The organism is Streptomyces sp. NPDC031474, from assembly GCF_055581185.1.
This window is the reverse complement of sequence record NZ_JBVIJX010000039.1, coordinates 1-22,500: the sequence shown is the minus strand read 5'-3', so window position 1 is coordinate 22,500 and position 22,500 is coordinate 1. Positions and strand designations below refer to the sequence as shown.

The 22,500-nt window shown below is 69.9% G+C and carries 24 protein-coding genes; 10 read left to right on the top strand and 14 right to left on the bottom strand.

All coding sequences use genetic code 11. The annotated features are described in order from the left end of the window. Window positions 1-53 precede the first annotated feature (53 nt). The gene (locus ACZ5SK_RS45445; RefSeq protein ID WP_334573819.1) at window positions 54-470 is read left to right on the top strand and encodes a nuclear transport factor 2 family protein; all 417 of its coding nucleotides are present in this window, start codon (window positions 54-56) and stop codon (window positions 468-470) included. 37 nt (window positions 471-507) lie between these two features. On the opposite strand, the gene ACZ5SK_RS45440 is transcribed toward ACZ5SK_RS45445, so the two are convergent. Next, on the bottom strand, window positions 508-1,287 hold the full coding sequence (locus ACZ5SK_RS45440; protein WP_334573817.1) for an IclR family transcriptional regulator: 780 nt from the start codon (window positions 1,285-1,287) through the stop codon (window positions 508-510). 147 nt (window positions 1,288-1,434) lie between these two features. Here ACZ5SK_RS45440 and ACZ5SK_RS45435 point away from each other — a divergent pair, with 147 nt between their 5' ends. The 4 genes from ACZ5SK_RS45435 to ACZ5SK_RS45420 all read left to right on the top strand — a co-directional run bounded on the left by ACZ5SK_RS45435 (window position 1,435) and on the right by ACZ5SK_RS45420 (window position 6,067). Beyond that, on the top strand, window positions 1,435-2,634 hold the full coding sequence (locus ACZ5SK_RS45435; protein ID WP_334573816.1) for an FAD-dependent monooxygenase: 1,200 nt from the start codon (window positions 1,435-1,437) through the stop codon (window positions 2,632-2,634). A gap of 267 nt (window positions 2,635-2,901) precedes the next feature. Further along, entirely contained in the window at window positions 2,902-4,623 is a 1,722-nt protein-coding gene (locus ACZ5SK_RS45430; protein ID WP_334573814.1) for a thiamine pyrophosphate-binding protein, read from the top strand. Window positions 4,624-4,671: 48 nt separating this feature from the next. Then, complete coding sequence (locus tag ACZ5SK_RS45425) at window positions 4,672-5,490, top strand: SDR family NAD(P)-dependent oxidoreductase (protein ID WP_361710204.1); 819 nt, start codon at window positions 4,672-4,674, stop codon at window positions 5,488-5,490. A gap of 28 nt (window positions 5,491-5,518) precedes the next feature. Beyond that, window positions 5,519-6,067: a VOC family protein gene (locus ACZ5SK_RS45420; RefSeq protein WP_334573810.1), complete on the top strand. Its 549-nt coding sequence runs from the start codon at window positions 5,519-5,521 to the stop codon at window positions 6,065-6,067. A 223-nt stretch (window positions 6,068-6,290) separates the two neighbouring features. Here the strand turns inward: ACZ5SK_RS45420 and ACZ5SK_RS45415 are convergent, their stop codons facing one another. The 8 genes from ACZ5SK_RS45415 to ACZ5SK_RS45380 form a co-directional block, all read right to left on the bottom strand. Next, window positions 6,291-7,229: a dioxygenase family protein gene (locus tag ACZ5SK_RS45415; RefSeq protein ID WP_334573809.1), complete on the bottom strand. Its 939-nt coding sequence runs from the start codon at window positions 7,227-7,229 to the stop codon at window positions 6,291-6,293. A gap of 11 nt (window positions 7,230-7,240) precedes the next feature. Next, entirely contained in the window at window positions 7,241-8,296 is a 1,056-nt protein-coding gene (locus ACZ5SK_RS45410; RefSeq protein ID WP_334573807.1) for a maleylacetate reductase, read from the bottom strand. Continuing rightward, window positions 8,296-8,892, bottom strand: coding sequence for a nuclear transport factor 2 family protein (locus tag ACZ5SK_RS45405; protein ID WP_361710211.1), 597 nt, complete (start codon window positions 8,890-8,892; stop codon window positions 8,296-8,298). The genes ACZ5SK_RS45410 and ACZ5SK_RS45405 overlap by 1 nt, the downstream gene beginning before the upstream one ends. Window positions 8,893-8,935: 43 nt before the next feature. Beyond that, the gene (locus tag ACZ5SK_RS45400; RefSeq protein ID WP_334573804.1) at window positions 8,936-9,100 is read right to left on the bottom strand and encodes a hypothetical protein; all 165 of its coding nucleotides are present in this window, start codon (window positions 9,098-9,100) and stop codon (window positions 8,936-8,938) included. A 26-nt stretch (window positions 9,101-9,126) separates the two neighbouring features. Continuing rightward, complete coding sequence (locus ACZ5SK_RS45395; RefSeq protein ID WP_334573802.1) at window positions 9,127-10,617, bottom strand: aldehyde dehydrogenase; 1,491 nt, start codon at window positions 10,615-10,617, stop codon at window positions 9,127-9,129. A gap of 144 nt (window positions 10,618-10,761) precedes the next feature. Continuing rightward, window positions 10,762-11,166: a nuclear transport factor 2 family protein gene (locus tag ACZ5SK_RS45390; protein ID WP_361710214.1), complete on the bottom strand. Its 405-nt coding sequence runs from the start codon at window positions 11,164-11,166 to the stop codon at window positions 10,762-10,764. Continuing rightward, entirely contained in the window at window positions 11,163-12,125 is a 963-nt protein-coding gene (locus tag ACZ5SK_RS45385) for a PDR/VanB family oxidoreductase (protein ID WP_334573799.1), read from the bottom strand. The genes ACZ5SK_RS45390 and ACZ5SK_RS45385 overlap by 4 nt, the downstream gene beginning before the upstream one ends. A 9-nt stretch (window positions 12,126-12,134) precedes the next feature. Beyond that, window positions 12,135-13,421 (bottom strand): Rieske 2Fe-2S domain-containing protein, encoded by a 1,287-nt coding sequence (locus tag ACZ5SK_RS45380; protein ID WP_361710218.1) that lies wholly within the window; start codon window positions 13,419-13,421, stop codon window positions 12,135-12,137. Between the two features lie 293 nt (window positions 13,422-13,714). Between ACZ5SK_RS45380 and ACZ5SK_RS45375 the strand changes: the two genes are divergently transcribed. Further along, the gene (locus ACZ5SK_RS45375) at window positions 13,715-14,356 is read left to right on the top strand and encodes a TetR/AcrR family transcriptional regulator (RefSeq protein ID WP_334573796.1); all 642 of its coding nucleotides are present in this window, start codon (window positions 13,715-13,717) and stop codon (window positions 14,354-14,356) included. A 136-nt stretch (window positions 14,357-14,492) separates the two neighbouring features. After that, window positions 14,493-14,915 carry a GlcG/HbpS family heme-binding protein gene (locus ACZ5SK_RS45370; protein WP_334573794.1) on the top strand — a complete coding sequence of 141 codons (423 nt, stop codon included), beginning with the start codon at window positions 14,493-14,495 and terminating at the stop codon, window positions 14,913-14,915. A gap of 160 nt (window positions 14,916-15,075) precedes the next feature. Here ACZ5SK_RS45370 and ACZ5SK_RS45365 read toward each other — a convergent pair whose 3' ends face one another. Then, complete coding sequence (locus ACZ5SK_RS45365) at window positions 15,076-16,284, bottom strand: MFS transporter (protein WP_468577879.1); 1,209 nt, start codon at window positions 16,282-16,284, stop codon at window positions 15,076-15,078. 98 nt (window positions 16,285-16,382) lie between these two features. On the opposite strand from ACZ5SK_RS45365, the gene ACZ5SK_RS45360 reads away from it, so the two are divergent. Together ACZ5SK_RS45360 and ACZ5SK_RS45355 are read left to right on the top strand one after the other, a co-directional pair. Further along, window positions 16,383-16,958, top strand: coding sequence for a TetR/AcrR family transcriptional regulator (locus ACZ5SK_RS45360; RefSeq protein ID WP_334573791.1), 576 nt, complete (start codon window positions 16,383-16,385; stop codon window positions 16,956-16,958). Window positions 16,959-17,099: 141 nt separating this feature from the next. Beyond that, window positions 17,100-17,756, top strand: a complete 657-nt coding sequence (locus tag ACZ5SK_RS45355; protein ID WP_334573790.1) for a hypothetical protein — start codon at window positions 17,100-17,102, stop codon at window positions 17,754-17,756. A 180-nt stretch (window positions 17,757-17,936) separates the two neighbouring features. On the opposite strand, the gene ACZ5SK_RS45350 is transcribed toward ACZ5SK_RS45355, so the two are convergent. Continuing rightward, window positions 17,937-18,704: a hypothetical protein gene (locus tag ACZ5SK_RS45350; RefSeq protein WP_468577878.1), complete on the bottom strand. Its 768-nt coding sequence runs from the start codon at window positions 18,702-18,704 to the stop codon at window positions 17,937-17,939. Window positions 18,705-18,888: 184 nt separating this feature from the next. Here ACZ5SK_RS45350 and ACZ5SK_RS45345 point away from each other — a divergent pair, with 184 nt between their 5' ends. Next, window positions 18,889-19,272, top strand: a complete 384-nt coding sequence (locus ACZ5SK_RS45345) for a hypothetical protein (protein ID WP_457494941.1) — start codon at window positions 18,889-18,891, stop codon at window positions 19,270-19,272. Between the two features lie 288 nt (window positions 19,273-19,560). Here ACZ5SK_RS45345 and ACZ5SK_RS45340 read toward each other — a convergent pair whose 3' ends face one another. The 3 genes from ACZ5SK_RS45340 to ACZ5SK_RS45330 form a co-directional block, all read right to left on the bottom strand. Then, a complete protein-coding gene (locus ACZ5SK_RS45340; RefSeq protein WP_468577876.1) occupies window positions 19,561-20,184 on the bottom strand; it encodes a TetR family transcriptional regulator in 624 nt (207 codons plus the stop codon). A 324-nt stretch (window positions 20,185-20,508) separates the two neighbouring features. Continuing rightward, window positions 20,509-21,489 (bottom strand): Acg family FMN-binding oxidoreductase, encoded by a 981-nt coding sequence (locus ACZ5SK_RS45335; protein WP_334573785.1) that lies wholly within the window; start codon window positions 21,487-21,489, stop codon window positions 20,509-20,511. Window positions 21,490-21,624: 135 nt separating this feature from the next. Beyond that, complete coding sequence (locus ACZ5SK_RS45330; RefSeq protein WP_468577874.1) at window positions 21,625-22,326, bottom strand: response regulator; 702 nt, start codon at window positions 22,324-22,326, stop codon at window positions 21,625-21,627. Window positions 22,327-22,500 lie beyond the last annotated feature (174 nt).

Below are 22,500 nucleotides of genomic sequence, written 5' to 3'. Positions count from 1 at the left end.
CATGGCGTACAAGAGAAAACGATCAACCGACACACTCGGACAGGAGTCGCACCATGACCACGACACACCCGGGGACGAGCAGGAACGACGTCCGGACACCGGCCACGGTCGCCGAGGCGGAGGCCGCGTGGCTCGTCGCGATCACGAAGGGAGACGAGGAACAGCGTGAACTCATGCTTCCCGACTGTGTGATCGTGCACGGCCCGGTCGGGAACGTCCATGAACGCGAGCACTTCCTCGGCTACAACGCCTCCATGGGACCCACCGTCGAGGCCGAGACCAGCGAGGTGACCTGCCGGGAGCGGGGCGGACGGGCCATCGTGACGTGCTTCCAGAAGATGCGCATCCGTCGCCTGCCCGACCTGCCGCCGTTCCTGGTCCAGGCCGTGGCCACCCGGGTGTGGTTCTCGACCGACGAGGGATGGCGCCTCGGTCACATGCAGCTCTCCCGGCGGCAACCGCCGGCATGACGCGCATGACGTGCCGGTTTCCTCGCCCCGCGAGAGGTCACGAGGTGCGAATGGGGATGCCGGGCCTCCAGCCGAGACTCCTGGACAACCCCAGTCCGCTCGCGACCAGCGAGGGAACGGCCGCCTGCAGTTTGATCGAGCCCGAGGCCACCACGACGGAGAGGGCCGCGACGACCTTGCCGCGGCCGTCGACGATGCGCGTCGCGACCGACTCGGCCCCTTCGCTCAGCTCTTCCTTGACGACCACCGTTCCCGTCGAGCGACAGGACGCCAGCTGGCCACGGAGCTGGACCGGGTCCACGATCGTTCTGGGAGTGAAGCGGCGCAGTCTTCCGGCCAACACCTCATCGATGAACGCCGGACTGCTGTGGCTCAGCAGCACCTTGCCGACGCCCGAGCAGTGCAGGGGCAGCTGGCCGCCGACCTGTGAGGTCAGACCGACGGCGTTGACGGCCGACAGGCGCTCGATGATCACGGCCTGGTCGCCCTGGAGGACGGCCAGCTGCACATGCTGGCGAAGAGCTGTGTACAGGTCCTCCACGAACGGCTGCGCGGCGCTGCGCAGCGTCTCGGCGCGAGGTGCGAGGGTCCCGAGGCGCCACAGCGGCAGGCCGATCGCGAAGCGGTTGTCGCTGGTGCGTTCCAGCGCGCCCGCCTCCACGAGTTCCAGCGTCAGACGTCTGGCGGTCGCGTGCGGCATGCCGGTGCGCCGGACCAGGTCGGCGAGGGTCAGCTCGGTGTTGTTGGGGTCGAAGGCGAACAGCAGATCCCAGAGTCGGGAGCTGACAGTGCGTCCTGGCTCGTTCGCGCGAGGCATGGGCCTCTCCTTCATCCGGTGCGGCGCAGGTGACTCTACCTTCCATGTTCGTTGGATGAATGAAGGTGTTCTTTCAGTGCGCACGTTGCCGGACTCTTGCAGGCAGCCAGTCACCACCTCGCCAGAGGCCAACGGGAGTGAAAGAGCATGATGACTACGGAAGCAGGCCCCAGGATCGCGATCCTCGGCGGCGGCATCGGAGGCCTCGCTGCCGCGGCCTTCCTCCACGACAAGGGCTTCCACAGTGACGTCTACGAGCAGGCCGCAGCCCTCACCGAGGTCGGTGCCGGCCTGGTGATCGCCCCCAACGCCGCCCGCCTGCTCCGGCGTCTCGGCGTGCTGGACCGGTTCATCGAGCGCGCGGTGCAGATGGAGATCGGCTGGGAGTTCCGGCGCTGGGAGGACGGCACCGTCCTCTCCGCGGAGAACCTCCAGGACGGGTGCAAACGCCTGTACGGCGAGCACACGTACACCGCCCACCGCGCCGATCTGCTGAATGCCTTGAGGTCGGCCGTCCCCGAGGACTCGCTCCATCTCGGCAGGCGCTGCGTCTCGGTCGAGTTCGAAGGCGACCAGGCGGTGCTGCGGTTCGAGGACGGCGACACGGTTCGCCCGGACATCCTCATCGGTGCCGACGGAGTCCACTCACGCGTTCGTGGCGCGATCGTCGGGCCGACTCGGACCAGGGAGTCGGGCATCTGCGCCTACCGGGCCCTCGTGCCGGCGCGCAAAGCACCCGAATTCGCCAGGCGGCGCGCCCAGACCCTCTGGATCGGCCCCGACCACCACCTCGTGCACTACCCGGTCTCCGGCGGGGACTATGTCAACCTCGTCGCCTTCGCACCGGCCGGCGCGAGCAGTGTCGAGTCGTGGACGGCCACCGCGACGCTCGGGGAACTGCTCGACGAGTTCGACGGCTGGGATCCGCGTCTGGTGGAGCTGATCAGGTCGGCCGAGACACCGGGACGCTGGGCGTTGCTCGACCGCGAGCCCCTCGACAACTGGAACCGCGGCAACGCGACCCTGCTGGGTGACGCGGCCCACCCGATGTTCCCGTTCTTCGCCCAGGGCGCTGCCCAGGCGATCGAGGACGGCGCCGTCCTGGCCCTCTGTCTCGCGGAGGACCCGGACAGCCCGTCGGCGGCGCTGGGACGCTACGAAGAGCTCCGCCGACGCCGCACGGCGCGCTTGCAGGAGGTGTCGCACGGGAGGTCCCACATCAACCACCTTCCGGACGGCCCCGAGCAGCACGCCCGCGACCTGGCGTACTCGCAGGCCGACCCACTCAGGGCGAACGGCTGGATCTACGAGTACGACCCCGAGCTCGCCGTCTCGGCCTCCGTGTGAGCGGTCCAAGGTCAGCGGGTCGTCAATGATGAACGCCGCGTCCATCACGCCGTCCACGCGGCTGCGCCGAACGGACTCGCACCGCCTGGAACGACGTACCGGGCCGCCGGGAAGTCCTGCCTGCGGGTGTCGGCCTGTCTCGGTCGGACAAGGCGTTGACCATCCAACGAACACGGCCATTGTCGTCACAGGGGCCGCGCCCGAGACTCCGGTACGGACGGCCCGAGATACGGCCCTGTTCCGGCGACTTTTGTCGGCACCCTGAGGATGTCCAGAAGGGCGGATCACCGAATGGCACCCGCAACCGGTAGTGGGCTCGTCGTGCGAACGCTGCAGCGAGCCGGAGTCAACGTCGCCTTCGGCCTGCCCGGAGCACATATCGACGGCATCCTCCAGGACGCCCTGGACGCCAAGCTCCGGATCGTCGACGTGCGCCACGAGATGAACGCCGGCCACGCGGCCGAGGGCTACGCGCGCGTCACCGGAAAGCTGGGAGTCGCCGTCGTCACGGCCGGCGGCGGCTTCACCAACGTCCTGACCTCTGTCGCCAACGCCCATCTGGACCGGACCCCGGTCCTCTACGTCGTGGGCTCCGGGCCTCTTGAGACGGACCAGGTCAACGACCAGCAGGCCGGGTTCGACCAGGTCGCGATGGCAACCCCGGTGACCAAGTTCGCGCACCGCGTCACCCGTACCGAGCTGATCCCCCGCCTGGTCGCCCAGGCGATACGCATAGCGCAGTCGGAGCCCAAGGGCCCGGTGCTCCTCGACATTCCCTGGGACGTCCTGCGTCAGCAGGTCGACGCGGACGAGGTCGAGGACTACCGCATCGACCTCGACGGCACCGGCATCGCCCCCGCCGGTGGCATCGACCGGATCGTCGAGGCGCTCGCCGCCGCCCGGCGGCCGATCGCGCTGGTCGGCAAGTCCTTCGTCACTGCCGAGGCGCGGACACAGTTGCACCAGTTCGCCGCCCGTACCGGAGTGCCCCTCTTCTCCGACTGGGAGGGCCTCGGGGCGATCGTGGGTTCCGAGCAGCACGTCGGTCTCATCCAGTCCCTGGCCACCGTCCCCGAGGACGAGCGGCCCGACCTGGTCCTGCTGCTGGGGCTGCGCTTCGGAATGGCCACCCAGTTCGGCACGGGCCGACTGCTCCCGAAGAGCGCGCGGATCTTCCAGATCGACCCCGACGGCCGTGAACTCGGCCGTCTGCAGGACGTCGAACTCGGCGTCCAGGCCGACCCGATCGGCACGATCGGCCTGCTGAACGAGCGCCTGGGCGACAGCCCCGTGCCCTCCGGGCGCGACGACTGGCTGGGGACCCTGCGGGACATCTCGGCCACCCGGCGATCCGCGCTCGCCGCCGAGACCGAGGAGCACGAGGACGACGCGATCCACCCGTACCTCGTGGTCCGCACGATCGCCGAGAGTGTCCCCGAGAGTGCCACCGTGGTCGTCGACGGCGCCCTGACCGAGCTGTGGCTCTCCGAGACGATCGCCCTCGCCCCGCTGGCCCACTACCTCGGGCACGGCTACCTCAGCTCGATGGGCAGCAACTTCGGCGTGGCCCTGGGAGCGCAGTACGCGGCCCCCGACAAGGCGACGATCCTCGTCACCGGCGACGGCGCCGTCGGCTACAGCCTCGCCGAGTTCGACTCCCTCGTCCGCGCGGGACTCCCGGTCGTCGTGATCGTCCTCAACAACCAGGCCTGGGGCGCCACCCTGCACACCCAGCAGTTCTTCTTCGGACAGGACCGCGTCACCAACAACCGCCTGCAGAACGGCTCCTACAGTGGCGTCGCACGGGCTCTCGGCGCGGACGGCGTCGACGTCACGGAACTCGACCAGCTCCGCCCGGCGATCGAGGCCGCTCTGGCGGCCCGCCGGCCGACGTGCATCGACGTACGGGTGAGCCTCGCCCCCATTCCGCCGGAGGAGCGCGTCCTGAACGGCGGAGCTCCGTTCGGCGGCGTCGAGATCGACGCATGAACCGCCACTCCTGAACCGTCACTCCTGATCCCCCCACGAAGGAGAACCATGAACGACACGACTGACGCCGGAAGCGGCGACGGGGCCGTCGAGGACCGGCGTCATCGTTTCCTCGGAAAGACCTGTCTCGTCACCGGCGGCAGCAGAGGCCTGGGTCTGGCGGCCGCACAGGCCTTCGCGCGCGAGGGCGCACGCGTGGTCATCATCGCGCGGGACCCGGACCAGCTGAAGCTCGCGAGCGATCTGATCGGCCAGGGCACGATCGCCGTGGCGGCCGACCTCTCCTCAGTGGCCGGCATCAAGGCCGCCGTCACCGAGGTCGCCGCACAGGTCGACCACCTTGACGCCGCCTTCCTCAACGCCGGGCAGGCGGGCATCAAACGCCTCGGCGACATGGACGAAGCCACCTGGGACATGGTGTTCGACACCAACGTCAAGGGCTCGTTCTTCCTCATGCAGGGGCTCAGGCCCTTGCTCGCACCCGGCGGGGCCGTCGTCTTCTGCGGCTCGGCGGCCGGCCGGAGGGCCAGCGCGGGAACCGCCGCCTACGGGACCAGCAAGGCCGCGCTGGAGCACCTGACACGCATCCTCGCCGCCGAGGTCATCGGCGACGGAATCCGGGTCAACATCGTCATTCCAGGCGGCATGAACACCGACATCGCCGCCCGCACCACGGGCCTTCCGCCCGGCGGAGCCGAGGCATTCCGGGAGCGGGTCAGGATCAGCACTCCCATGCTCCGAGAAGGAGAACCGGACGAGCTCGCCGACGCGGTGCTCTTCCTGGCCTCGTCCGAAGCCGGCTACATCACGGGCGCGGCCCTCCCGGTGGACGGCGGCGCCACCGGCTTCACCCGCCCGTCTGCCTAGAGACGATCGACGATCGAGGACAACCACCATGGAGTTTCCTTTCGGTCAGCCGACCGACGCCATCATCCAGTTCGCGTACATGGTCCCCGACCTCACCGCCGGGATGCGCTGGTGGACCGGTGAACTCGGCGTCGGCCCCTGGTTCGTGAACGAGAGGATCGGCGGCGCGGGCTCCACCTACCGTGGTGAGCCGGGAAAGGCCGAGTTCACCCTCGCCCTCGCCTTCTCGGGACACATGATGGTCGAGCTGATCCAGACCCTGGACGACGAGCCGTCCGTCTACAGGGACGCCCACGAGCGCCGTGGCTACGGCTTCCATCACATCGCCAAGGCCGTGCCGAACGTCAGGGAAGAGGTCGCACGTCGTGAGGCGGGCGGAGCGTCGGTGCTCTTCCACGGTCGTGTCCCAGGGGGTGAGGTCTTCTTCCTGGAGACCGGTGAGGATGCCCCGGGGATGATCGAGCTCGTCCAGGACGACGAGATCACGCGCGGGATCTTCACTTCCGTCTGGCGGGCATCGGTCGACTGGGACGGCACGCGCCCGCTGCGCGACTTCGCGGAGCTGCTGCCGGCCTGACGGGAGTCGCGCGGGACGCGGCCCGCCTTCCGGCAGGAAGGCGGGCCGTTGGTGATCTCGATGTAGGTGGCACCGGTGACCGGGCGGTGGTCAGAGTTCCGGTGACGGCGGCGCTGCCTTCGTAGCCGGGCCCGGGGACCGTCAGTTCCTGGTTCTACCGGATCAACCTCGGTAAACCGTACCTGGCGACGGGAACGCCTCCTCGGTGGGAACGGTGGGCCGGTCACACGCCCTTGGGGGCAAGGACGATGTCGAAGCGCACCCGGCTCCAGGTGCCGTCGAGGACGCGGCCGTCGGGCGTCGGCGTACCGGCGGGCTGCTGCTCGAACCGCTTGATCAGTGAGTCCTTCACGCCGAAGACGGTGTCCTTGCGGCCGATCGGGTCGCCCTCGGGGAAGATGTGGGTCACCAGCGTGCGTGTCCCTTCGTGGGACACCATGAAGTGCAGGTGGCCGGCGCGCAGCGGTGAGCGGCCGACCGCTTCGAGCATCTTGCCGACGGGTCCGTCGTCGGGGATGGGGTACGGCGTCGGGGTGAGGCCCCAGAAGCGGTAGCTGCCGTCTGCGGCGGAGAAGAGGTGGGCCCGGCCGGCGCGCTTGCCGGCCTCGTACTGCACGTCGTACAGCCCGTCCTCGTCGGCCTCCCAGACCTCGATGAGCGCGCCGGCGAGCGGGGTGCCGTCGGTGTCGGTGACGGTGCCCTCGACCCAGCAGGGCTCGCCGGGGGCGCCGAAGGCCAGGTCCTCGCCGAGCTCGATGGCGGGGGAGTCCTCGACGAAGAACGGCCCGAAGACGGTGGCCTCGGTGGCGCCCTTGTAGGCCTGGTTGTTGACGTTGATGGTCTGCATGCTCGCGCCGAGGGTGTCGGAGAGCAGGATGAACTCCTGCCGGACCTCGTCGGTGATGTGGCCGGCCTTGGTGAGGAAGTCGATCGCCGTCCCCCACTCCTCCTCGGTCAGCCGGACCTCGCGGATGAAGGAGTGCAGGTGCTTGACCAGGGAGGTCATCAGTTCCTGCAGCCGCGGGTCCGGGCAGGCGCCGAAGGAGGCCACGACGTTGTCGACGAGTTGCTGCTCGACCGCCTGCTGCTCCGGCGACACCTCGCGGTAGATGGTGCCGTGGGCACCGGCCCGGGCCGAGCCGGGGTTGACGTAGGTAGCCATGACGGCCTCCTTCAGTTGATCGGGTCGCCGGCCCACGCCGCCGTCAGCAGCGCGGTCAGGTTCTCGTCGGTGACGGGGGCCGGGTTGTTGTCGGGGATGGCCTTCATGATCGGCCCCAGCGCCTTGGCGATGCCGTCCTCGGGCATGCCGTAGTCGCGCAGTGCCCTCGGCGCGTCGAGGGCACTGCGCAGGGTGGCCAGGCCGGCGCCGGCCTTCTGGGAGCCGAATGCCTGGGCGATACGGGACTCCGCCTCGGGAGCGTGCGGGGCGTTGAAGGCCAGCACGTAGGGCAGCACGACCGCGTGGGTCTGTGCGTGCGGGAGGTTGAACATGCCGCCGAGGACGTGGCAGATCTTGTGGTGCATGCCGGAGCCGGCAGAGGCGAACGCGACGGCGGCGAGGTAGGCGCCGTACAGTGTCTGCTCGATGCCCTTGACGCTCGTCGAGTCGTCGGCCACCGTCGGCAGACCGGTCGCGAGTGCGCGGATGCCCTCCTGCGCCAGTGCCCGGTCGATCGGGTCGGCACGCGGTCCCCACATCGAGTCCACGCAGTGCGCCATCGCGTTCAGGCCGCTGGCGACGGTCATCTCGCCGGGCAGGGAGGTGAGCAGAGCGGCGTCGTAGACGACCGAGGCGGGCAGCACCCTGTCGTCCACGCCGGTGGTCTTGGTCTCGCCTTCGGTCAGGCCCCACACGTTGGTCGCCTCGGAGCCCGCGTAGGTGGTGGGCACCGCGACGATCGGCAGCCCGGTGGTCAGCGCCACCGCCTTGGCCAGCCCCGTGGTCGAGCCGCCGCCGACGCTGACGAGGATGTCCGCGCCCGCGTCGACCGCCGTCCGCAGGGCTCGCCCCGCGACCTCGACCGGTACGTGCATCACGACCTCTTCGTGACGCAGGACGACCGGGATCTCCTTGGCGATCGGGTCGGCCAGCTCCTTCTCGCGGTCCGACGCGATCAACATGACCTTGGAGCCGCCGAGTGCCTCGACCTCCGCCGCCACGGCGGCGGGTGACTCCCCGGCTGCGAAGACCACCCGCTGGGGAAGGGTCGCGTGGGTGAACTTCATCAGGCCTCCATCAGCCATTGCTTGCCTTCGCCGTACAGTTGTTCGACGGCTGGGCCGGTGAGGCCGGGAAGCCCGTCCTTCACCGTGAAACCCGCCTTGGTCTGAAGGTAGGCCAAGTGCCGGTAGCCGGTCGGGAACCGGTCCAGGAGTTCCGGGTCCAACGTGAGCGAGGCGGCGGGGTCCACGACGTCGAGCCGGTCCTTCTCGTAGACCGGCTGCCGGCGCACCAGGGTCCAGTGGCCCTCGTGGCGGGAGAGGAAGTCGTAGAAGCGGCCGGTGCACACGACATCGACCTCGACACCGTCGACGCTCGCGCGCTGATTGATCGTCATCTTCGTCTGGGCGATGGCTCGGTCGCCGACGATGTCCGCGGTGTGGCCGCCCAGGAAGTGCAGGATGCTGACGCCGTTCTCGAAGCCCTCGCGGCTGGCCTTGATGAAGTCGGTGGCGCTGCCCTGGAACCAGGTGGCGCTCATCCAGCCGTCACGCGGATGCCAGACCGTGGCGAAGCGGCCCCAGTCCCCGGCGTCGCGCCACAGCGCCCAGTTCTCGATGAGCCGCCGTATCTCGTGGCGGTCGTTGTCGGCCTGCGACATTGTTGACTCCTCGGAAGGGTGGAGATGCTGGTACAGGGGCTCGTCAGACGGACCGGAAGAACTCCTCCAGCTCTCGGTCGAGCCGCTGGGAGGCCTCTGTTTCTCGGGCGTCCGCCAGCCATGCCGCTCCCACCGCCGGGCTGAAGGCAGCGGCTAGGCACCACAGCCAGGGGAGCAGGAGCCGGGGGCGCGGCGCACGCTGTGTCACGTGCGCCGTACGGCCTGGCCGCATCGTCAGATGGGGTAGTGGCGGGATCCCGACTGGATGGTGATCCAGCGCAGCTCGGTGAACTCCTCCAACGCGGCGCGGGACCCGAACCGGCCCCAGCCGCTGGCGCCGACACCGCCGAAGGGCATCTGGGGCTCGTCGTGCACGGTGGCGCCGTTGATGTGGCAGATGCCCGACTTGATGCGGCGGGCCACGTCGAGCGCGGCGGCCGCGTCCCTGCTGAAGACCGCGGCGGAGAGCCCGTACTCGGTGTCGTTGGCGACCGCGACGGCTTCGTCGGTCGAATCCACCTCGATGATGGAGACCACCGGTCCGAACGTCTCCTCGGTGTAGATGCGCATGTCAGGCGTGACCCCGCGCAGCACGGTGGGGTGCACGAACAGGCCGTCGGCCGTGCCGCCCGCCAGGACCTGCGCGCCCTTGGCGCGGGCGTCCTCGATCAACTCGACCACGTGGTCGCGGGCCGCGCCGTGGACCAGCGGACCGACCTGCGAGGCGGGGTCGCTCGGGGGTCCGACGACGAGCTTGGAGGCACGCTCGGCCAGGCGGGAGGAGAGCTCGTCGGCGACCGTCCTGTCCACGATGACGCGCTCGGTCGACATACAGATCTCGCCCTGGTTCATGAAGGCGCCGAAGCTGGCCGCGGCGGCGGCCTCCTCCAGATCGGCGTCCGGAAGGACGAGGAAAGGCGCCTTGCCACCGAGTTCGAGCACGACACGGGTCAGGTGGCGACCGCCGAGTTCGCCGATGATACGGCCGACCCGGCTGGACCCGGTGAAGTTCACGCGCGTCACGGCGCGGTGGGCGATCAGCGCCTCGACGACGGACGGACCGTCCTCGGGCGCGTTGCTGATGAGGTTGACCGCTCCGGCGGGCACCCCGGCGTCGTGCAGCACCTGGACGATGGCGGCCTGGGTGAGGGGCGTCTGCTCGGAGGACTTCAGCACCACGGTGTTGCCCCACACCAGCGGCCACACGATGGAGCGCACACCGAGGATCAGCGGCGCGTTCCAGGGTGCGATGCCGACGACGACACCGACCGGCTGACGTACCCCGAGGGCGGTGAGGCCGGGCACGTCCGACGGGATCACCTCGCCGACGGCCGCGTACGCCTGGGCAGCCGCCTCGACGAGCATGCCCTTCGCGACGTGCACGTTGAAGCCGCACCAGGGGAGGGTGGCGCCCATCTCGCGGCTCATCGTGGCCACGATGTCGTCGGTGCGCTCCCCGAGCAGGACGGCGGCCCGCTCCAGAACCGACCGGCGCGCGGCCGGCGGAAGGCTTGACCACTCCGGAAGAGCGGCCGCCGCCGCGTCCACCGCGAGGTTGACGTCCTCGACGGAGGCCGCCGCGACCCGCGCGATCGGCTCACCGGTGAGGGCCTCGGTCGTATGGAAGTAGCGGCCGTCCCTGGCCGCGACGTGCTCGCCCGCGATGAGGAGGTCGCTGGTGCGGACCGCGCCGGACGGGGGAGCCTCGGTCTCGGTGGCTGACATGTGTTGCCTCATCTCCACAACAGCGGCGATCGCCGCACGAACCCTGCACGTCGAACTCTCCGCCCACGGCGGCATGCCCTGAACCCTCATGTCCGTTCATCGAACAGCCGCATGAGGGTTCAGGGCGGTCGGCCTTCCGGGACGTCAGACCGGCGGGAAACGCCTGCCCATGACCATGTGCGCCAGGCGCCAGCCCTCCGCGGTCTCCTCCCAGACCTTTGTCACTACCTCCTGCATCGGGAACGGCGCGATGTTCTCGTCGAGGACGGTGTACATCTCGTGGAAACACGTGGTGATCGCGGTGTTGCCACGCACCGTGATCTCGAGCTCCGTGGCCTTCGCGGCGACGGAGCGGCGGCGGGTCACATGGAAATGGGCCCAGGTCTCCCGGTCGTCGACCATCCCGACCGGGCCATGGACGACGCGGCTGTCCTCGAGCATGAGGGGGATCAACGCTTTCTCGCCCTCGACGAGAGCGGCGAGCCATGCAGCCTCGGCCTGCTTGATCGCCTCGACGGCTTCGGTGTTCGCGGTGGATGCGGATGTCATAGGTCCAGCTCCAGAATCGGTGAGTGTGCTCGCGATGAGCACGTGGTGAACATGCCGTCGGCGCGCTCACGGTCGGTCAGGACGTCGTCGCGGTGGTCGGGCTCTCCGGCGATCACGCGCACGATGCAGTCGCCGCAGATTCCCTGCTGGCAGGAATAGGGGGCGTCGACGCCGGCCGCGAGCAGGACATCGAGGACGCTCTCGCCGTCCTTGATCTCGAACTCGCCGCCGGTCTTGGCGAGCCGCACCTTGAAAGCCCCGCCGGCCGTGTGGGCGGCGGCGTCCTCCACGGGTGCGAAGCGCTCCTTGTGGATCGCTTCGGCGGGCCATCCCGCTCCGAGTGAGGACGAGATCACGAAGTCCATGAAGCCGCCGGGACCACAGACGTAGACCACCGTGTCGGGGTCGGGCGGGCCGATGTCGGTGGCGGTGCTGAACCGCTGGTCGTTGGGGCCGTCGTCGAAGTGGAGCCGAACGCGGGGGTTGTGCTCCAGCTCGTCGGCGAACGCCGAGTCCGCCCGGCTTCGGGCGCAGTAGTGCAACTCGTACTCCGCGCCCCTGGCTTCGAGCTCGTGCGCCATGGCCAACAGGGGAGTCACGCCGATACCGCCGGCCACCAGCACATGGCGACGTGCCTCGTCCGAGACCCCGAACCTGTTCCGCGGCATGGAGATCCGCAGCCGGTCGCCCTCGCGGAGCCGGTGCATCGCCAGCGAGCCGCCGCGCGACGCCGTCTCGGCCAGCACTGCCAGCCGGTACCGGGTGCGGTCGTGCGGCGGCCCGCACAGGGAGTACTGGCGGACCAGTCCGGCGGCATCGTCCACCAGTACGTCCACGTGGGCACCGGCGGCGAACGCCGGGAGCTCGACGCCGTCGGGACTGACCAGATCGAGCACCACGACCCGGGCGGTCGCGTCGCGCCGGGCGGCCACGATGGTGTCGAGCCACTCAATGCTCATCATTCCTGCTCAGACACCAGCCGCGGCCGGGGCGTCGCCCGCGGGGCGCTTGCCGAGGGTGAACAGGCCGGCGTCGGTGTGGTGGACCTCCGACGCGTCGCGGATGATGTTGATCGGGTCGCGCCCGGCCTCGACGTCGTCGACCATCGTGAGCAGCATGCGACGCAGCATGACGACACCGCGGTCCTGGGTGGCCAGGGTCTCCTCGGAGTCCAGGGTGATCGCTCCCTGTGAGCCCTGGGCCTCAGCGTCACCGGGGAACCTCTGGCGCTCCTCGTCGGTCAGCTCGTGGTTCTGCTTGCCGTTCTGCGTGATGCCGATGGCGAAGTCGACCATGCGCCGGGGATCGTTCGTGCGGATCGAGAAGAAGAGCCGGTGGCTGGTGTCGTCGGAGGGCACGACCCACAGCAACTGGTCCTGCCGTTTGTCGGGGGCGACGGTCACGAAGTCCGGCAGGCCGAAGACGTTGGGAAGGAGTTGCTCCATCGTGAAGCCGAGCTCGCTGACCTCGCCGTCCTCGCCCTCGACCTCGAGTCGCTGGGTCTGCTTCAGGCCGTGGTCCGTGCGCTCGTACGTCAGACGCTCGGCGATGGTGGCCGGGTCGAAGAAGTTCTCGGGGTAGCCGAAGGTGCCGGTGCCCTTCATCTGGTATCCACTGTGCGCGGAGTGGAGCCAGGTGACGTGCGACGGGTCGGCGGAGTTCTCGTAGAGGTTGAGCCAGCTGAAGTCCGCCGGCATGCCGGTGACCGCGGCGTGGGGAACCGGCCAGCTGGCGAAGTACTTCTCGTCCTCCGCGGGGTTCTCCAGCGCGTCGTAGCGGGGGAGTTCGGGCTTGAGCTCGGGCGGGCCCATGTAGACGAAGACCAGGCCGTAGCGCTCGCCGACGGGGTACCAGGGCTGACGGGCGGCGTCGCGCTTGCGCCCCAGGGCCGGCTCGCACGCCTGCTCGATGCAGCGGCCCTGGACGTCGAACTTCCAGCCGTGGTAGCAGCAGCGGATGCCGTCGTCCTCGACGCGGCCGTAGAAGAGACTGGCGCCGCGGTGGGTGCAGCGCTCGATCACGACACCGGGGTTGCCCTGCCCGTCCCGAAACACGACCAGGTCCTCACCGAGTACGCGGGTCTTCTGCGGCAGGGCACCGGCGATGAGCGTCTCGGAGCTGGCGATCGGGTGCCAGTAGCGGCGCAGGGCCTCGCCCATGGGGGTGCCGGGCCCCACCTCGCGGAGGCGTGCGTTGTACGAAGGCTTCGGACGGCCGTAGGCCGTGCCGGTGTCGACCTCTGAAGTGGTGGTCATCGTTCTGTCTCCCGTGCGGCTCGGGTGCACAGCAGATGGAGCATGCAGGGCAGGGGGAACACCTGCGAGGGCACCGTCGTGTGCGACCTCGAATAGGATTGTGGATTCACATTCGCATTTAGCCCGCGGGTGCGTCAAGAGGCATGTTCAGGTGCTCGTCGGCCGGGGAAGTGGTCGCTCGGCGGGAGGCGTGGTGGGGGCGCGAGGCGATGAGGCGCACCGCTGATCGTGGTCCGGCGTCGCCGCGTACAGGGGCTGCCGGAGGGGATGTTGGCGGCGTATAGGCTGGTGCGGTGAGCATCGAACCGCCACTTGACCTGCCGCCGGCGCAGCAGGCGCGTAGTCGGCTGACTCAGCAGCGCATCCTGGAGGCGGGCACGGCCCTGCTCGAAGAGGGCGGCACCGAAGCGCTCACCGTCGCAGCCCTCGCTGCCCGGGCGGGTGTCTCGGTGGGCAGCGTCTATCGCCGGTTCGGTGACAAGGACCGCCTGATCGCGGCCTTGCAGCACGACATGATCGACCAGCTCCGCGCCGACATCATCCGCCGCTTCACTCCACTGCGAACGGATCCGGCCGCACTGGTCGCCTCGGCCGTCGCCGGACTCACCGAGACGTATCAGGCGCACGAGCGCCTGATGCGAGTCTTCCTGGCCGCGGGCGCCACCGATCCCGCGGTGGCCCAGGTCGGCTCCGAGGCCGCCGTCGACGCCGCTCGTGTCTTCCGGAAGTTCCTGGAGCCGATCGTGCCGATGATCGACGCGCCGGAACCGGAGACGCGCGTGGACGTCGTGTACCGCTTGATCTACGGGACCTGTCAGAACCGTGTGCTGTACGGCGAACCGTTCGAGTCCGACCTGCCGCTGACGTGGCGTCAGCTCACCGACGAGCTGGTGAACGTCGCCTGCCTGTACCTGCTCGGTACGGCGGCGCAGTGAGCTCTGCCGTACCGGATGCGAATGTGATCCCCACTTCATATTCGCGGTCCGGTGGCGACATGCTGAGCGGACTCCACGGAAGACGGCCCCTCGACCTTTCGGTCGACGAGAGGCCGGCAAGGGAAGGGACCGCTCCATGCGAGTGCCGCTCAGCCACGAGATCGCGCACGGCGCCGTACTCGCGGCCCTGGAAGCAGGACGGGCCGAGCGTCACCAGGTGTGCGCCGTCGTGGTCGACCGAAGCGGCGTCACGAAGGTTCTCCTCAGTGACGACGGCGTGGGCCTCCTCGGTGTGGAGACCGCGCGACGCAAGGCCTACACGTCGGCCGTGAGCGGTGTCCCGACAGCCAAGTTCGCGGCCTTCGTGGCGTCCCCTCAGATGCAGGTGGCACCTCCCCACCTGCTCGATGCCAACCTGCTCCCGGTCGCCGACGGCGTGCCGATCGTGACGGCCGACGGCGAGGTCATCGGCGCCATCGGCGTGGGCGGGGCCGACGACACCACGGACGACCGCATCGCGCAGCAGGGTCGTGATTCCGTCGCGAAGGTCGTTGCGTAGGCCGTTGTCGCGCGGGGCTGCCGGGTGAGGAGATGTCCGGTGGGCTGTCGGCCGGGCGGAAGGCCGCGTTCACCCGAGGCGGCCCGCCCCACGGTCGTACGGCGCCTTCGGCCTCGCTCGACCGGGACGGTGTACCGCCTCGGCGCCTGACGGGAACGCCTCACCGCGGCAGGTCGGCCAACCGCGGCGGGGTCTGCCGGCTGCCGCGCTGTCCGCGGCGACCGGTCAGGTACGCGGCGAGGGCGAGGACCGCCGCAAGGGCGATGAGGGCACAGACGGCACCCCAGCCCAACTGGACATAGGCGCGGGTGCCGAGCCATGACCCGGCACTGCCGCCGAGGAACGCACACGTCATGTAGCCGGTGTTCAGACGGCTGCGGGCCTCGGGGCGCAGCGCGAAGATCCTGGCCTGGTTGGCGACCTGACCGCACTGCACCGCCACGTCCAGCAGGAGCAGTCCCACCGCGAGCGCCACCAGCCCCGCCGCTCCGCCCAGCGAGCCCGCGGTGAGCACCGCCGCCGCGGCGAGAGCGGCCAGGATGCACCACAGGTTCACCCGGTCGGCACCGAGCCGGTCCACCCGGCGTCCGGCCGCGGGGGCGCAGAACATGCTGCCCGCCCCGATCAGGGCCAGCAGCCCTACGGTCTGGGTACCCATGCCGTAGCGGGGCCCGGTGATGAGCAGGGCCAGCGCGGTCCAGGCCGCGCTGAACCCGCCGAAGAGGGTGACCTGGAAGAGCACGGAGCGCCGTAGCTCCCGCTCGTCGCGCAGCATCCGCAGGGTGCCGGCGAGCAGGGTCGGGTAGCGGTCGTCCACGGCCGGGGCGTTGCCCGGCAGCGCGAGGCCGAGGACGACGGCCAGCAGCCCGGTCAGCACGGCGGCGACGAGATACGGGGCGCGCCAGCCCAGGTCCTCGCCCAGGACGCCGCCGAAGGTGCGGGCCAGCAGGATGCCGCCTATCAGGCCCGCCTGGAGGGTGCCGATCACACTGCCGCGCCGATCGGACTCGACCAGACCCGCGGCCATGGGCAGCAGCAGCTGCGGAACCACGGTCGCCACACCCACCACGGCACCCGCCGCCAGGAGGAGGCCGGTGGCCGGTGCGAGACCGGCGACGAGGAGGGCGACACCGGTCGTCGCGAGCAGGCCGGTGATCAGCGGGCGGCGCGGGAGGCGGTCGCCGAGGGGCACCAGCAGAAAGATTCCGACGGCGTAACCGAGCTGGGTCACCGTCGCCACGATCGCCGCCGTGGCCGGGGGGACGTCGAGACCGTCGGCGATGAGGGGGGTGAGGGCCTGCGGGAAGTAGACGTTCGCCACGCCGACGCCACAGGCCAGCGCCATCAGAAGAGGCAGCTTGCGGGTCATTGCTCAGCTCCAACCGAACGAACTGGATGGTTCGATTATCGAGCCTGGCATGCACGCCTTGCATTCGTCAAACGAACCAGTTCGTTACCATCGGATGCATGGCATACGACTCCACGGCGACCAAAGAACGCATCCTCGCTGCGGCGACCACGGAGTTCGCCGCACATGGCGTCGCCGGCGCCCGGGTGGACCGTATCGCCGCCGCGGCCAAGGCGAACAAGCGCGCGATCTACGACTACTTCGGCGACAAGAACAAGCTCTTCGCCCTCGTCGTCGAACGCACCCTGGCCGACCTCGCCGAGGCCGTCCCGCCGAGCGACGACCTGCCCGGCTATGCCGAGCGCCTCTTCGACTACCACCGCGCCCACCCCGAGGCCCTGCGACTGGTGATGTGGGAGGCCCTGGAGATCGGCGAGGAGCCCGTCCCGGCGGAAGAGGCCCGGACCCGTCACTACCAGGACAAGATCGACGCCGCCGAATCCGGCGGGGCGGACGGCGACGCGCGGACCCGTGTGTTCTTCACCCTCGCCCTGGCAGGCTGGAGCATCGCCATGCCCCAGTTGCGGCGCATGGTCCTCGGCCCCGACCACAGCCTCGACGACCTCCGCGACGAGGTCTCCCGGTCCGTACGGGCCCTTTCGACAGGGGGAGAGGCACCCGGGCAGAGCCGGTGACGCAGCCGCGGACGCGCCCGCAGCGGGGAGGGTGCGGCGAACTGACGGTCGACGAAGCCGGACCCCGCGCGGTGGCAGGACATCGGCATGGGGGAGCATCTGCTCAGCCAGCGTGCCATCGTCTGCCTGTGAGGGACCGTCATGCGTTCTGCCCGCCGTACCGTGCCGCCCGTCCTGCTCACCAGCCTGCTGCTGGCGGGCTGTTCACCCGCCTCACTCGGCACGTCGACGCCGTCCGGGACGCAGAGCCCGGCACCGGGAGCGCCGACCGGCTCGGGGCGGGCGATCGCGGTAGGGGCCGGACCGCAGAAGGACTACACGGTGCAAAAGCAGCCGGCCGCGGGCTCCTGCCACTACCGGTACGTCAAGGGGGAACCGCTGGAGGATCCGAAGTGCACGCCGGGCGCGATATCCCCCGCGGTCACGCAGAAGAACCTGGCCTCGACCATATGCCGCAAGGGCGGCTACACCTCCGGGGTACGCCCCTCCACGTACGTGACAGGCAAGGAGAAGAAGCTCAACGCCGCCTCCTACGGCTTCACCGGACGCATGGGGGACGCCGAGTACGACCACCTGATCAGCCTGCAGTTGGGCGGGGACCCGAACGACTACCGCAACCTGTGGGTGGAGCCGGCCGACCCCGGCCACAAGAAGGGCTCCGGGGTCAACAACGCGAAGGACCCGGTGGAGACGAAGCTGCACACCGCGGTCTGCAAGGGAACCGTCACCCTCGCCGCCGCACAGCAGGCGATCGTCACCGACTGGACCACGGCCCTGAGCACGCTTCACCTCGCCTGAAAGCGGCTGGGGAGCGCTGGGAACGAGGCGCGCCCGGGAGAGCGGCCGACGGTCTTCCGATACGGTGCCGCGCGGACGGTCGGCGCACGAAAGCCCCGGCTGGACGGGGGAGACCAGCCGGGGCCGTGTGCGGTGGCGTGCGGAGGGCGGTCGCCTCGCGGCGAAAGGCTCCATGGGGCTTCAGCCGAACGATCGTCCCCATGGGCTATAGGTGAGGCCCGGGGACACTGTCCCCTCCACCAGCCACGTAGAGAGGAACGGCCGACCAGCTCCGGTTGTTCCCCGCCCCCCTCCCTCAGCCGCTGTGAGCCGCGGCACGCCCAGCATGCCGCGCAGCCGGGTAACTCGTCGCTGAGGGTGGCGGGTTCGGCGTCGTTGCCAAGGATCTCCTCCTCGTTCACCTCCGTGGCACCGGCCAAGTCGATTCATCCCAGACCGATCGACAGCAGGGCCAGGCTTGATGGCGAAGCAGACCCAGAACACGAACTGGGTGCCGGTCGCGAGGTCGTGGGTGCTGCCGTCCTCGTAGCGGCAGTACGCCTGTGGGGGAAACGCCTTCGAGACGCCGACGCCTCCGTAGTACATGGAACACGGGTCCTCGCCGGGGTCCTTGAGCGTGTCGTCCGCCGTGACGACCAGCAGCCAGGCCAGCGCCGCCACCGGAACCGTGACGAACACGATCATCTTCGCCCAGGTCGGCAGGCGGGGATGGCCGAGAAGCCCGAGCAGCGCGATGATCACGACCACGAACACCGCGGTGACGGCCACTGCGGTGAGCGGCAGGCCGGCAGACGTCCCGATCACCGTGTCCGCGTCGCGCAGGTCGACGCCCTCGTCGAGCAGACCGGCCGGCACGCCGACCTCCCAGCCCATGCCGGTTACGCCGCCGCCCAGGACGAGTGCGCCGCCGCCCAGGACGAGTGCGCGGGTCGTGACCGTGGAAGCCATGGCATGCAGAACGCGCCTCGCGGCCGACTTCGCCGCTCGGACATCGATCGCCTGGCCCTCGAACACGCCTTGGGTCTGCTGGAGGAGCGCGGGTACGACGGGCTGCGGATGAAGGACGTGGCGAGTCGGCCGGGATCGGGCTCTGCGCTCTGTATGGGCGTTGGGCGGGCAAGAGGAGTTGGTCATGGCTGCTCTGCGGGCGGACATGGCGCAGCACGAGGAGGCCGAGAGCGGCGACCCGCTCACCGACCTGGATGCCGCCCCTGGGGCGCGTCGCCGATGCCGTGCCGAACGGCCTCGGCCGCCTGATCGCCGTCTGATCGCCGCCTGCCTGAGCCAGCCCGACTCCGAGCTCGCGCGCGTGGCGCGGGAGGCCAGGCTCGCGCCGATGGCTGACGGTCTCACCGCCCGCCCGGAGAAGGTGATCGGGCCGGTGCCGGACGCGCGACAGCGCGCCGGAAGCGGGCTGTCCTGCCTCATCTGGAGTGCGGCCCTCGCGCGGGAGGACAGCGATGCACAGTCCTTGCGCGACCAGGTCCTCGGCATCATGGGAGTGACCTTGCCGTAGGCAGGCAGAGCAGGTCCTGCGGCCACAGTTCGGTCGCAGCCCTGCAACGGCTGTCTGGCGCGCGGGTTCCTGCCTTGATTCCACCGAGATCTCGCGAACCTGCGCACGTTCGGCTGCGCGATGTCCAAGGGCCGCAACGGCGAGCACGACCGCGGCGGCGTCGAGCTACCGGAGAGAGCGGGCGCCACGTTGCCGTGACGCTCCACCTCGGATCAGCCGACGGGCAGGGTCCTGCCGCAAGCGGTGAACAAAGCCCCCGCGGGCCCCTTCGTCAGGTGCCCACTGCGTTCATGCCGCACCCTCCTGGCCTGCGAGGCTCATGTCGTCGCTCGCGGCGACGTGTTCGGCGGGTGCGATGAGGAGGTGCCTGGCGGTGTCCAGGGTGTCCCGGATGTGCTGGGCGAGGGGGCGTCGGTCGGGGTCGTTGACCCAGCGTTCGTAGGCGACCTTGAACGCGGCGATCCCGATTTCCGCGGCGAGTGCTGCGGTGGTGGTCGGCAGACCACGTTCGCGCAGCGCGTGGGCGAGCGTGGAGGCGAGTGCGGCGAGTTTGGCCAGTTCGCGTTCCTGGAGTCCGGGGTTGGCGGCGATGACGGCCTGGCGTTGCGGTGCCAGGTCTGCGCGTTCTTCGAAGACGGGAGCGGCTTCGGTCAGGGCGCGGGTGATCACCTCCAGCGGCGGGAGCGGGACGGGGGCGGCGGCCGTGGCGTCCGTGAGGATGTCAGGGAGGGGGTTGTCGGCCGGGAAGAGGACTTCCCGTTTGTCGGCGAAGTGCCGGTAGAAGGTCCGTTCGGTGACCCCGGCCCGGGTGGCGATCTCCGCGACGGTGGTGGCGTCGAAGCCCTGGTGGTTGTAGAGCTCCAGCGCCGCCTTCTCCAGGCGGCCTCGTGCGTCGGGTTTCCATCGGCTCATGCTCCTAATTTACTCGGCGTCCAGAGGGCCGCCGAATCGTCCATAGAGTCCGGAGAGCGCAGGTCGGACGCACTCCGACCTGCGCTCTTCCGTGGGGTCTGTGAGACGAATGTGAGACGTTTCCGCCGTCAGGACGCGTGCTCTGCCGAGGGCTTGGCGACGACCTGGTGGGCTTCGCCGCTCACCCACAGAGTCGTGTTCGATTCCCGACGTCCAGTTCTTCGAGACGTCCGAGGACGGCGGCGCGTTCCTCCACCGGGTGACGGACGGAGCCGCCCGCTTCGTCGCCCACGTCGACGACATCGGCCGGGGGCGGTGACCCCGTCACAGGGGGTCCGACGCGGCGACGCGACCCTGATCGGCACGTGGGGACGGAGGCCCTTCGGGGCCGTAGCCGAGGCGGATCAGCATGTGGGCGTGGGCGGGACGGGCCTCCGTCGACGAGCGGAGCTGTCGGCGCAGGTCGGGCCATTCCAGTGCCTGGTGCAGGAGTGACGCCCGGATGTCGTGGGCGGTGGCGACCAGCAGGACACGCTGGAGGGCCTGCCCCGCGCGAAGCCAGTCCGTCCTGCGGTCGTGCATCGTGGAGAGGACGGCGATGGCGGGCCGTTGCTCGAAGGGGCGGGCGAGCAGCCCTTCGAGCGTGCGGTGAGCGCCGAAGTCCCGCATGGGGACGGTCTCCCGGAAGTCCTGCGGGCCGACCACTTCCGGCGGCATGCCGAGACCGGTGCCGTCCCCCTCCCGCAGCCAACGGCGGCTTTCGGCGGCTCGGTCGTGATCGAGCGTGTTCCGGTGCTCCGCATCGCTCGTGAGCCGGAGAACGTGGTCGGTTGCGGCGTGGGAGAGGTGGGCCAGGGTGGCGCCCTCGGAGTGGGCCGCTTCGGTGAGTTCGGCCAGTGCCGCGGTGGGCAAAGGGCGCTCGGAGAAGGGGAAACGGCTGCTGTGCCGGCGCCACAGCGCGTCGTAGAGACCGGGGAAGGAGCCCTTGGCGGGACCGCCGAGTCGGATGGCGGCGAGCAGGTCGGGCTCGGCGGGACTCGGCAGCAGCCGGGTCACCGGCTCCCAGCCGAAGCGTGTGATCGCCACCCTGAGGTTGAAGAGGGCGCAGCCGACCGAGAGGTGGAGGGCGCGGCCGACCGGGTCGGTGTGCCGAAGGCCGCGGTCCGTGGCCGCGCGGATCTGCAGCGTGACCGTGTCCGCGTCGAGCCGGAAGCGCCAGGGCTGCGTGTTGTGGATCGAGGGGGCTGTCACCGCGGCGGAGACCAACGTCTCCAGGGTCCGGGCGTCGAGGGCGGTGGAAGGCATCGGGGGCTCATCCCCTCACTCTGCGGAAGGGTGCCGCCGGTATCGGCGGTCGCCTCAGCGTCCCCGGTGGGGGAGCGCCGAGACAGGGGCCGTCCGGCCCATCACGGGGTCCCGATGGGGCCCGTCCTCCATTCCCTACTTGGTTCGACGTTCGTCCGTCTCCGGCTGCTCCAGATGGGCGGCGAGGACGGCCGCCTGGACGCGGCGCTGCACGCCCAGTTTGGCCAGGAGACGGGAGATGTGGTTCTTGACGGTCTTCTCCGAGAGGTAGAGCTTCTTGCCGATCTCGCGGTTGGTCAGACCGTCGCCGATCAGCGCCAGGATGTCTCTCTCCCGTGGTGACAGGCTCGCCAGCTCGGACGGCACGGCGGGGCTGTCCGCGGGTTCGGCGCGCAGCGAGCGCATCAGGCGGGCCGTGGTCGCGGGGTCCAGCATCGACTGGCCTGAGGCGACGGTGCGTACCGCCGATACGAGGTCGGAGCCCTTGATCTGCTTGAGGACGTAGCCGGAGGCGCCGGCCATGATCGCGTCGAGGAGGGCTTCCTCGTCGTCGAACGAGGTCAGCATCAGACAGGCCAGCTCGGGCATCTGGTTGCGCAATTCGCGGCAGACGGAGATGCCGTCGCCGTCCGGCAGCCGAACGTCGAGGACGGCGACGTCGGGGCGCAGGGCGGGGCCTCGGGCGAGTGCGTGGTCGACGGTGCCGGCGTCGCCGATCACCGAGATGTCCGGCTCGGCGTCGAGCAGATCGGCCAGGCCGCGGCGGACGACCTCGTGGTCGTCCAGCAGGAACACCCGGATCGGGTTCTGCTCGGTGAAAGTACGTGGCTCAGGCATGGGCGACCCCTCGTTCCCCGGTGGCGGACAGACTGCGGGCTGTCCATGAGTCGATCATCATGCGCGGGGACCGAATGCACTAGTAGGACTCCGTTAGGTTGTTCTGGCTCTTGGGTTTTCGCTGGTGGGGGTTGTTCTGGGCAGGGGGCGCTGGCAGGTGGTGCAGGTGCCGGT